Annotated in this window: 14 protein-coding genes; 3 read left to right on the top strand and 11 right to left on the bottom strand. The window is 64.1% G+C overall.

Going from position 1 to position 10713, the window contains the following annotated elements; all coding sequences use genetic code 11:
* The 4 genes from HZR14_RS08285 to HZR14_RS08270 form a co-directional block, all read right to left on the bottom strand.
* Positions 1–249 (bottom strand): TFIIB-type zinc ribbon-containing protein (locus HZR14_RS08285; RefSeq protein WP_305080128.1); only part of this gene is annotated, 249 nt, incomplete at its 3' end.
* Between the two features lie 270 nt (positions 250–519).
* On the bottom strand, positions 520–804 hold the full coding sequence (locus HZR14_RS08280; RefSeq protein ID WP_181692398.1) for a DUF357 domain-containing protein: 285 nt from the start codon (positions 802–804) through the stop codon (positions 520–522).
* Positions 805–861: 57 nt separating this feature from the next.
* Complete coding sequence (locus HZR14_RS08275) at positions 862–1140, bottom strand: PadR family transcriptional regulator (protein ID WP_181692397.1); 279 nt, start codon at positions 1138–1140, stop codon at positions 862–864.
* A gap of 457 nt (positions 1141–1597) precedes the next feature.
* Complete coding sequence (locus HZR14_RS08270; RefSeq protein ID WP_181692396.1) at positions 1598–1744, bottom strand: DUF8555 family protein; 147 nt, start codon at positions 1742–1744, stop codon at positions 1598–1600.
* Positions 1745–1855: 111 nt separating this feature from the next.
* Here HZR14_RS08270 and HZR14_RS08265 point away from each other — a divergent pair, with 111 nt between their 5' ends.
* On the top strand, positions 1856–2806 hold the full coding sequence (locus HZR14_RS08265) for an asparaginase (RefSeq protein ID WP_220132495.1): 951 nt from the start codon (positions 1856–1858) through the stop codon (positions 2804–2806).
* A gap of 37 nt (positions 2807–2843) precedes the next feature.
* The gene (locus HZR14_RS08260) at positions 2844–3566 is read left to right on the top strand and encodes a TFIIB-type zinc ribbon-containing protein (protein ID WP_181692394.1); all 723 of its coding nucleotides are present in this window, start codon (positions 2844–2846) and stop codon (positions 3564–3566) included.
* Positions 3567–3788: 222 nt separating this feature from the next.
* Here HZR14_RS08260 and HZR14_RS08255 read toward each other — a convergent pair whose 3' ends face one another.
* The 5 genes from HZR14_RS08255 to glyA form a co-directional block, all read right to left on the bottom strand.
* Entirely contained in the window at positions 3789–4298 is a 510-nt protein-coding gene (locus HZR14_RS08255; RefSeq protein WP_181692393.1) for an NUDIX hydrolase, read from the bottom strand.
* Entirely contained in the window at positions 4298–5191 is an 894-nt protein-coding gene (locus HZR14_RS08250) for a tetrahydrofolate dehydrogenase/cyclohydrolase catalytic domain-containing protein (protein WP_181692392.1), read from the bottom strand. Before HZR14_RS08250 ends, HZR14_RS08255 begins: the two co-directional genes overlap by 1 nt.
* An 87-nt stretch (positions 5192–5278) precedes the next feature.
* Positions 5279–6688 (bottom strand): FAD-dependent oxidoreductase, encoded by a 1410-nt coding sequence (locus HZR14_RS08245; RefSeq protein ID WP_181692391.1) that lies wholly within the window; start codon positions 6686–6688, stop codon positions 5279–5281.
* 287 nt (positions 6689–6975) lie between these two features.
* Positions 6976–7386, bottom strand: coding sequence for a DoxX family protein (locus HZR14_RS08240; protein WP_255479210.1), 411 nt, complete (start codon positions 7384–7386; stop codon positions 6976–6978).
* 102 nt (positions 7387–7488) lie between these two features.
* Complete coding sequence (glyA, locus tag HZR14_RS08235; RefSeq protein WP_181692390.1) at positions 7489–8763, bottom strand: serine hydroxymethyltransferase; 1275 nt, start codon at positions 8761–8763, stop codon at positions 7489–7491.
* Positions 8764–8888: 125 nt separating this feature from the next.
* On the opposite strand from glyA, the gene tbsP reads away from it, so the two are divergent.
* Positions 8889–9692 (top strand): transcriptional regulator TbsP, encoded by an 804-nt coding sequence (gene tbsP, locus HZR14_RS08230; RefSeq protein ID WP_181692389.1) that lies wholly within the window; start codon positions 8889–8891, stop codon positions 9690–9692.
* Between the two features lie 19 nt (positions 9693–9711).
* On the opposite strand, the gene HZR14_RS14390 is transcribed toward tbsP, so the two are convergent.
* Complete coding sequence (locus HZR14_RS14390) at positions 9712–9834, bottom strand: hypothetical protein (RefSeq protein ID WP_255479208.1); 123 nt, start codon at positions 9832–9834, stop codon at positions 9712–9714.
* 180 nt (positions 9835–10014) lie between these two features.
* Positions 10015–10584 (bottom strand): type IV pilin domain-containing protein, encoded by a 570-nt coding sequence (locus HZR14_RS08225; RefSeq protein WP_181692388.1) that lies wholly within the window; start codon positions 10582–10584, stop codon positions 10015–10017.
* Positions 10585–10713: the final 129 nt, after the last annotated feature.

Raw genomic sequence — 10713 nt, 5'->3', positions numbered from 1 at the left:
GGGGGCCCCGACGCGGGACTTTTGGTCCTTTTCGGCGCTGTCGAAGGCGCGCCACTCGGGACCGCGGTCGATCTCGTCTTCCTCGACGACGAGGCCACACTCGGTACAGACCGTCTCGCCGTGCTCCGAATCGGCCTCGAGGCGGGCGTTACACTCCGGACAGGTCGATACGTCCTCGGTGCTATCGGTCTGTTCGGTCCGTTCGGTTCGGCTCTCTTCGTTGTAGGTTCGGATTCCAGTGTTACTCATGGTGGTGGGTTACGTCCGACTCCGGAGACGGGAAACCAAAGAATCCGGAAGCGGGCTACTGCTGATTCAACGTTAGTCCGAAAAGTACTTAAATGTTTTGCTGGAGGCAGGACTAAAGGCGTCGAATTCGGTCGTTTCGAGCAGTATTGTGCGATACCGTCTGTCGTACGACGGTATCGAGAACGGACATATCCTTAATAAATATTGCTTCCAGACCGCCGGCGGCTCGGGACGGCCGTCGGTCGGTCGAACGGGGAACGAACACCGCATTCAGAGCGTGAACAGGTGGCCGTCGGTCGGGACGTCGAACACGCCGATGCGTGCGCCTGCATCCATCCATCCGTGGCCATAGGAAAACGACGCGAGAGCGTTGACGGGATCGCCCTGTTCGCGGAAGTGCCGGCCGTCCTCGAGGTACGACCGCGCCATCTCCCTGTAGTCGGTGGCAGCTTCGTACAACGGCGTCCCTTCCTGTGGTGCGATTTCGGCGGCCTCCAGTGCCGCCGAGAGGAGCGTTTCGTAGCGGTCCGTCTTTTCTTCGAGATCCGCGCCCATATCCGACACTCGCCGGTGAGACACAAAACGGGTCGGGTCCTGTCGAATGGCCGGCCGTCACTCCGTGTCGACGTACTGATCTTCCCAGTCGCGGCGTGCGTCGATCTCACGCCGGCCACGTCGGGTGAGCGTATAGAAGTTCGTTCGCCGGTCGCGTTGGCCCTTCTCGACGAGACCCTTCTCGACGAGCGTATCGAGGTTCGGGTAGAGACGCCCGTGATGGATCTCCTTTTCGTAGTAATCCTCGAGCTCCTCCTTTATTGCCAGCCCGTGGGGGTCGTCTCGGCCGGTGATCACGTACAGTAAGTCGCGTTGAAACCCTGTCAGGTCGTGCATCGGTAAGATCTATGCTAGAATAACTGTCGTATTAGGTTAAATATATCGGATCTATCCCAGCCGATGACGGGACCGGTCGTATGGCCGAATGTAGTGGAGGTAGCCGACGGCGTCGGAACACATCGGGCCGGGATCTCGGGGGAGCTGTCTCGATAATTACTGGTCTCTTCGTCGGATAGTTTCAGGTGCCATGACAGTACGCACGTCCGAACACCACGCCCACGCCGGCGAAGGTTCTTCGGGCGATACGCCGTCCCGGTGGTTACTCGCGTCGAACGATGTGGTCGGTCCTCGGTTCAGCGAGAGTGGAAAGCGTCCGACCGGATGAAAAGAGCCGGTCGGGCGCTTGCCGCCCTGAATTGGTCCCCGCTGACGCTTCGGCCCTCCAAGCGAAGCGTCACCGTAGACAAATGCTCACCGACGTATAAATGTACCGGACCAGGACCGTTCTCTGCCCTCAGATGTGCTCCTCTCCGAGGGTCCATCCGAGGGCCCGCTTATAATACGTGAACATCCGACGGACGCCCTCGTGGTTCATTTCCTCGTCGTCCAGTTCGGCCTTCAGGAATTCGTACTGTTCGCGGATTTCCTCTTCGTCGCGCATACCGTTGTTACGCCGACCGGACTCATGAACGTTCGTTATCCAGCGGATTTCGGGGCGGCCCCGACGCCCGGCGATCGAAACGTCCAACCGACCGCCGATGGAGACCCGATCATGGACGTACACGTCATCGCCACGGGTGGAACCATCGCCTCGACCGCCGACGGGGACGAACGGGGGGCCGCCCCCGAACTCTCCGGTGACGAGCTCGTCGAGACCGTCCCCGAACTCGAGACACACGCGAACGTCACCGTCGAGACGGTCGCCGACCGTCCGGGATTCGATATGTCGCCGGCGGTGTGTGCCCGCCTCGCCGAAAGGATACGCGAGATCGGAACGGATGTCGATGGAACCGTCGTCACCCACGGGACGGACACGCTCGCGGAGACGGCTCGGTATCTCGATCTCACCTGCGAGACATCGGTCGTCGTGACAGGGGCCCAACGACGCCCGGACGAGCAGGGAAGCGACGGGCCGGCAAACCTCGTGACCGCGGTCCGCGCCGCAGCCCACGAGCGTGTCGGGCAGGGCGCGTTCGTGGCCTTCGACGAGGAGTTACACGCCGCAGCGACCGCCCGGAAGGCACACACCTGCGCGCTCGATACGTTTCGGTCGCCCGAGGCGGGGGCGATCGCACGATTCACGCGCGAGCGAGTACACTGGTATCGGCGGCCGAAGGGGTCGAGTACGACGGTTCCGGTTCCCGATCCCGGAAGACATCCGACTGTCCCGATCGTCGTGTCGGCCTCGGGTATCGGCCGGGACGCCTTCGAGGACGCCGAGGCCCGTGCCGACGGCATCGTCGTCGCCGGAACCGGTCTCGGGAACGCGACCACGGCGTTAGGCGAGGAAATCGCCGAGGCGTCGTGTCCGGTCGTCGTTACGTCGCGGTGTCACGCCGGACCCTCCGAACCGGTCTATGGAACCGCCGGTGGGGCGGCAGCGCTCGCGGCCCACGATCACGTCCGGTTTGCCCACGGCACTCCGTGGGCGACCCGCATCGAACTCATGCTCGCACTCGCGGCCGAGTGCGTCGAAGACCGTTTCGAGGCCCTCGATACGTAGCCGAGGGTGTTTTGAGCCGTCGTATCCCAGTGTCGGTATGAAGCTCCGCGGCCAACGTGAGTGCAAGGCGTGTGGGACACAGTGGTCGTACTACGAGACGGGAGAGATATCGTGTCCGTCCTGTGGAAGCGCCCACAGCGTCGGGATCGACGAGGAACGTGCGCTCCACACGGCGACGTCGGCAACGCTCGATCTGACACCGATACGTGCGGATATCGATGCCGAGCCCATCGATCGGCTCGCCAGCCGCGCGAGTGACCGTGCCCGTGAGTTCACGCGCGGCTACGGCTTTATCGACGCCGGACGGCTCCAGCCGCTTGACGACGCGTATTTGGCCGCGATGGAACTCAAACACGTCGCCGCGGAGGTAGGTCGACGAATCGACGTTTCCGACGACGAGGAGTGGTACTTTACCGAACTGTTGCGGGCCGACGAAGAACGAAGGCCTGCGCCGGAGGCAGTCCCGGCGTCGATGCGCGCTATGCGGGGGCTGGCGTACGCCAACGCGGTTCGAGAGTACCGCAGTAACGTCCGGACGTACCTCGAGGAAAACCCCGATCCGGGTGTTGCTGGTGCGTTAGAACGGCTCTCAGCGCACGTAAAACGGATACGTGCGCTCGACGGTGACGTCTCACCTCGGGAGTCGGAGACCCTCCTCGCCGCGGCGCGGTCTGTCGGTCGGTACCTGGCCGACGGCGATGAGGGGGAGCTCGCCGTGGCCGAGGAGCGACTCGACTCGCTCGGCTCCCGGGGCCGGTAGACGTCGGTAGGAGCCATCCGCCCAATCCGGCGGCCGGCGGCCCGTCGCTGGGCTGGTACCGGTCGGGGTCGGCAGTCGGTCCGCCGGTCACAGAGGACGCTGGGCGTCTCGGTAGCGAACAGGCGACACGTCCGGGGGGTCACGTTCCGTGCGTCGCACTCCCGCCTGGGCGGAACGCGGTCGACTCGTCAGGGCATACGGCCGTTGGCCGCGTTCCGGTATTTAAATATACGCCTCGAAAAGCCGGACGACGAGGTCCCGATCGAACGTGTCGGCTGGAACGTCTCGGTGCCATGCGACTTCGTCGATGGCGTGATCGTCGGGGGCGTCGGGGAGTTCGGGAGCCGACGCCACGGGGTGGCCGAGGAAGGTCGCAAACCGGAACTCATAGGAGTCCCCGGACTCCCGGTCGACGAACGTCTGCTCGGCGACGGCACCGAGGCCGGTGATCTCGACGTCGAGACCGGTCTCCTCGCGGACCTCCCGCTTTGCGCCCACCTCGGGCGTCTCGTCGGCCTCGAGGCGGCCGCCGGGGAGTAACCATCTGTCGCCCTCGCGGACGAACAGCCCGCGACCCTCGAAGGCGACGAGCGCGCCGACGCCCCACGCACCGTCGTCGCCCCGCCTGAGACCCTTCCGGAAGCGTGCCGGATCGAGTTCGATCCGCTCTCTCGTTCGGTAGAACTCGTCGTATCCGGCGAATACGTCGGGACTGCCGGCGGGCGGCGACATCAGGGGAGATCGACGTCGACGTCGTTTTGCAGCCCCGCGGCCTTGACGGTGTTGTACAACAACATCGCCCGGGTCATCGGCCCGACGCCGCCCGGAACCGGGGTGATCGCCCCGGCGACCGCCGCGACGCCCTCGTAGTCCACGTCGCCGACGAGCTCGTAGCCCTTCTCGGTATCGGCGTCGACGCGGTTGACGCCGACGTCGATCACGGTTGCGCCCTCACGGACCATCCCTGCGTCGATCAGTTCGGGAATCCCGACCGCGGCCACGACGATGTCCGCGTTCCGGGTCTTCGCGCCGAGGTCGTCCGTCCGGGAGTGACAGACGGTTACCGTCGCGTTCCCGTCATCGGCCTTCTGTAAGAGCAGGTTCGCAAGCGGCTTGCCGACGATGTTCGATCGCCCGACGACGACGACGTCAGCACCCTCCGTCTCGATGTCGTATGCCCCGAGCAGCTTCTGAATGCCGTGAGGCGTACAGGGCCGATACCGATCGTGGCCGGCGACGAGTCGGCCGACATTCTCGGGGTGGAATCCGTCGACGTCCTTCATCGGGTCGATACTGCGGAGCACACGACGGCTGTCGATCCCCTCGACGAGCGGCATCTGCACCAGAATGCCGTGGACGCCCGGGTCCCCGTTGAGATCGTCGATCGTCTCATAGAGATCCGACGGCGGGGCGTCGGTGTCGATCTCGACGTGAATACCATCGATGCCGACCTCCTCGCAGTCGCGCTGTTTCATCGAGACGTACGTCTCGCTTGCGGGGTCGTCGCTCATGAGGACCGTCGCGAGCCCCGGCTCGACGCCGTCGGCCTGCAGTCTCTCGATGCTCTCGCCCAACGAATCGCGGATGTCGGCGGCGACGGCCTCGCCGTCGATGATCTCTGTCATTACCGGATCGGGAGCGCGCCGGACGTATCAACGGTTCGGGTTCGTGGTGATCCCGCGCGTTCGATCCGTCGGATATGCAGATTCGTACTACAGTTTGCTCTCGAGCACCTTCGCGGCGGTCAAGATCGGGTCCCACGTCGTGTTGAACGGCGGGGCGTACGCGAGGTCGTAGTTCGATAGATCGCCCAGCGTCACACCCTCCGTGACCGCGCCCACCAACGCGTGGCTGCGGTGGACTGCCCCCTCACCGTACTCGCTGGCGAGGCTCCCGCCGAGGACCTGCCCCGAATCCCGGTCGGCGGTGAGCGTCACGCGTACCGTCCCCCCCTCGGGATAGTAGCCGGCCCTGGACTTCGCCTCGATCGTCTCCGTGACCGGCTCGAACCCGGCATCGTGGGCCTCGTCGTGGTCGAGGACGCCCGTCCGCGCGGCCTCGATCTCGAACGCTTTGAGCGCGGCGGTTCCGGCGATACCGCCGCCCTCGGTCGGCGTCCCGGCGACGGTTCGTCCGATGGCACGGCCGTGTCTGTTCGCCGTCAGCGCCAGCGGGACGTAGACGGGGTCGCCCGTCACGACGTGTTCGGCCTCCGCACAGTCGCCGGCCGCGTAGACGTCCTCGACGCTCGTCTCCCGGTGGGCATCGGTCGCGATCGCTCCCGTCGGCCCGAGTTCGATGCCGGCGTCCTCGGCGAGATCGGTTCGCGGCCTGACCCCCGTACCGATGAGTACCATCTCGGCCGGCACGCGCTCGTCGGCGGTGACGACCGCCTGGACGGCGTCGCGTCCGTCGACGGCCTCGACTTCGGCGTTCAGGTACACCGAGACGGCCTGCTCGTCGAGGTGATCGGCGACGGCCTCGCTCGTCGCGTCGCTGAACCCCTTGAGGACCCGATCGCCGCGCTGAAACAGATGTACCTCGAAGCCGTTCTCGGCCAGCGCCTCGGCCATCTCGACGCCGATGTACCCACCGCCGACGATCCCGACCGGGCCGCTGCAGTCTTCGAGATACTGACACGCGGGGCCGCTATCGGGTTGGTCGATCGGCGACGTCTCCCGCGAGCGGGCGACGAACTCCCGAAGCTCCTTCCCGTCGGTCATCGATCCGAGGGTGTAGACACCATCCAGATCGAGGCCCTCGATCGGCGGCTCGGTTGCCGCCGCTCCCGTCGCGACCAGCAGGGAATCGTAGGACAGAACCGTCTCTTCGCCGTTGCTCCGCGCGGTCACGGTCCGGTCACCGGGATCGATACCGACGACCTCGTGGCCCGTCCGGAGGTCGATATCGCGCTCCTCGCGGAACTGCTCGGGCGTGACGGAGACGAGACGCTCGATCGATTGGATCTCACCCTTGATGTAGTAGGGGAGCCCGCACGCGCCGTAGGAGACCCACTCGCCCTTCTCGAAGACGACCACGTCGAGGTCGGGATCGTCCCGTTTTGCCTTGCTCGCGGCCGACATTCCGGCTGCGTCACCGCCGACGACGACGAACGTTGTCATGTGGGATTTCTCCCGGCGCTCACTAATAAATCCGGCCGCGGCGTGTGTTCGGGACGCGAGGCCATCGCGGGTATATAACTGATACTGGTGGACGAAATCAAATGAAACCGATTCACGAGTGATCCGCCGTTCGCTCCGCCGAGCGGCGTGATCCTCGTGCGTCGTGTGTACATTCTTTTGTCCGTCAGTATGAGCAACCCGAACGCACCCAGACTGCCGGCGAGACGTTCGTGACGCGATCGCGGCACCGGCGCGCGAATCGCATGCCATCGGGATCGCCGGCAGTATCAGGCCCCCTCGGCGGGTGGTCCGGTGTACCAGAGCGCCCAGAGTATCAACACGCCCTGCAGCGGAAGCCGTCCCCAGCGGACGAGCGCGGAGGGGTCGCCGCCGCCCGGCATCCCCTCGATGACGACGCCGTGTGTCGCCATGTAGACGTTCGCCGGGAAGACGGCAACGAGTACCGCGACCGTCCCCCACGCCGCGTATCGGCGGGTCCGCGGGAGCAACACGCCGACTCCGGCCGCGATCTCGGCGACCCCCGAGACGTACACGAGCGCGAGCGGTGCCGGGAGGACCGGCGGGACGATCTGGACGTACAGTTCCGGGACGACAAAGTGCATGATACCGGCGGCGATGTACAGAGGCCCCATCACGTAGAGCAACGGCCGCCTGAGACGACGGAAGGCGTCGGTCATTCGTCGGGTGATAGGGCTCGACCGCAGGAAGCGTTTCGGGTCCTCGGAGAACGTGTGCGTCGGGTCCTCCGGGCGCAAGCGTGTCGGATCCGGCCACTCGGCCTACTCGAAGTCGACGAGTCGGCCCTCGCGGTCGTACAGCGGGAACTCCGCACAGAGCGATTCGACCTCGGCTTCCGCGTCGGCTTTGATCGCCTCGTCGTCGGGTGTGTCGACGACCCGGTAGATGAGGTCTGCGACGCGCTCGCAGGCTTCCTCGTCGAAGCCGCGGGTGGTGAGCGCGGGCGTCCCGGCGCGGATCCCCGAGGGATTGAACGGCGAGCGCGTCTCGCCGGGGACGGTGTTTTTGTTCAGCACGATCCCGACCTCCTCGAGGGCCTCCTCGGCGACCGTCCCGGTCGTGTCCGGGTGTGAGTCGCGGAGGTCGATCAACACGAGGTGGGTGTCGGTGCCGCCCGAGACGAGCGAGAAGCCGTGCTCCTGTAGCCGAGCGCCGAGGGCCTCGGCGTTGTCGACGACCTGTCGGGCATACGCGTCGAAATCGGGCGAGAGCGCCTCCTTGAACCCGACGGCCTTGCCGGCGACGTTGTGCATCAACGGACCGCCCTGTGCGCCGGGGAAGACCGCGGCGTCGATCGCGTCGGCGTACTCCCCGTCACACATGATGATGCCACCGCGGCCGGCCCGGATCGTCTTGTGGGTCGAACCGGTGACGAAGTCGGCGACCCCGACCGGCGACTGGTGGACACCCGCCGCGACGAGGCCGGTGATGTGGGCGATGTCGGCGAGGTGGTAGGCGTCGACCGCGTCGGCAGCCTCTTGGATCCGCTCGAAGTCCACCTCCCGGGGGTATGCGGAGTAGCCCGAGACGATCATGTCGGGGTCGAACGTCTCGGCGTGTTCGTAGAGCCCCTCGTAATCGATGTAGCCCGTCTCGGTGTCGACCTCGTACTGTTCGACCTCGTAGGTCTTGCCCGTGAAGTTCGCCGGATGGCCGTGGCTCAGGTGTCCGCCGTGTTCGAGTTCCAACGAGAGGATCTTATCGCCCGGATCCAACATCGCCAGATACACCCCCATGTTCGCCTGCGTCCCCGCGTGGGGCTGGACGTTGACGTGTTCGGCTCCCCACAGTTCCTTGGCGCGCTCGATGGCGAGTTCCTCGACAGCGTCGGCGGGGCCACAGCCGGCGTAGTACCGTTCGCCGGGGTACCCCTCGGCGTATTTGTTCGTGAGTTCGGAACTCTGGGCCCGGAGTACGGCCTCCGAGACGTGATTCTCGCTCGCGATCATCGCCAGCGTGTCCTCTTGGCGTTCGAGTTCCCCTTCGAGGGCGTCGGCGATCGCGGGATCGGTCCGGCGGACCTGCTCGTAGCTCATATACGTGAAACTGAGGAACGCCGGGACAAGAAGTTACCCGTTCGTCACGGGCGCGCGCCCGATTGCGAACGACCCCGACCGTAGAAAGATTAAATACCTCACGAAGTGCAATTATTCTAACGCCGATGAAATCGACTGTTATGGGGCGATCCGTCGCGGACGTACTCGGAGAAGTGCTCGACGCGGCGGAAGAGGGCGCGTTCGTCGTCGCGCCGGACGCGGGGACCATCGAGGGACTCGTCCGAAGCCTCGATGAGGGATCGCCGCCGATCCGCCTCCTCGCCGATACGGGCGCTCTCAGGGAGGTACTGGAGGACTTCCTCGTTGCGGGCCGGACGGCGAACCACGTCGAGGCGGGCGTCCTCGAGATACGGGGGTACGACGACGGGACGAACGCGCTGTCGGTCACGGCGTCGTCCGTCGTCGCCCTCGTCCAGGGGACGGATCGGACGGCCGGATTGGTGACGGACGACGAGGCCTTCCTCGCCGACACGAGAGGGCGGCTCGCCGACGCGTGGACGGGCGCGGACACGTACGACGTTCGGACGCCACCGCTCGCCCGGGTCCGTGAGACGCTCGAGGCCGAACTCGGGCGGTCGACGGTCGAGGACTTCGACACCGTCCTCTCGGCGCTGGAGGACGCCCCGGGCGGCACCGACGTCGATGCGGTCACGGTGTCGCTGCTCGTCGCGGCCCGGAACGAAGACCTCCTGTACGACATCTCGAAGTGGGGCGAGGACGTCGGCGTCGCCTCGAAAGCCACGTTCTCCCGGACGAAGACCCGGATGGAGGAGGCCGGCGTGATCGGAACGGAGAAGGTTCCGATCGACATCGGCCGCCCCCGGCTTCGGTTGCGACTCGCCGACGAACGTCTCGTGGGCGTGGCCGACGACGAGTTCGCGCGCGTCGCCCGTTCGATGCTCACCTGACACTGGGTACGCTCGTCTCTCACCTGACACTGAGTACGCTCGTCTCGGAGCGCCACGCGCCCTCTGCGGGGGTGGCGCTCTGTGGGACACCGTGAGCGTACTCGGTATGCCCCATCGCCGACGGTCCGCCCGTCGTCTGCATCCTCATACTGTCGGCTATAATTTCGTGAAGCTATCGCGTCACCGTCGCGCGAATAGCTTGAAATATAGCGTGTCATAGAAAGCTTAGCAAGCTCTATCTATCCAATTCCTGTCAGAAGTGGCGTGCAAGATGGACAGCGCGTATTCAACAGCTACGGGTTTATACACTCCTGTACGTTGATTATGGTCTAAACGTTTCCTCAAACAGGATAGCACTTGACTCGGTATCAGTATAGACAATAGTGACCTCAAGTTCATCTGCATCATCGTAGGTCGGAGAATCTCTAAAATCAGCCGCGGTTACACCGATTCGAAATTCGATGGTATCTCCAGCTGTCCATTCGTTTGAGTCATCGACAACGATTACCTTGGTTGATTTATAACTCTGATCGATCAAATCTTCGTTGCCCTGAATATTACTATCGGCAAGCGCACCAGTGTAGTATCCATCACCGGGAAGATCGACCAACCGGGCTTCAGTGTCCACTCCGGGACCTGATGCACTAACTAAAATCTCGATATCTTCAACATTGACCTGATCTCCAGCTTCATGAGTGATTCGTACAATCTGTTTATCAGAAGAACTACCCGGTTCAAACTCACCGCTCGTTTGGCCTACAACTGGCGCAGTGTCGTTGAGATCTTCTGTGAATCCAAGAACGAATATCGAGATAGTTGCGGTTAGTATGACTGCAATTGCGACCATCAAAATAACCGAAATAACAGGTGAGACGGCCCGATTCGATTTCATAGGTCCAAGATCGTTAGTTGTAGAATGGACCACCGACTTGATAAATAACCGCCTTCTTCTCACGGCTCTCTGCTGACTTCACTCTCTGTATCTTGCACAGTCTTCAGTAACCATATCTACTCCAATATG

It is taken from the genome of Natronomonas salinimetallica, assembly GCF_013839515.1.
Lineage (GTDB): Archaea > Halobacteriota > Halobacteria > Halobacteriales > Haloarculaceae > Natronomonas.
This window is presented reverse-complemented; position numbering and strand designations above follow the sequence as displayed.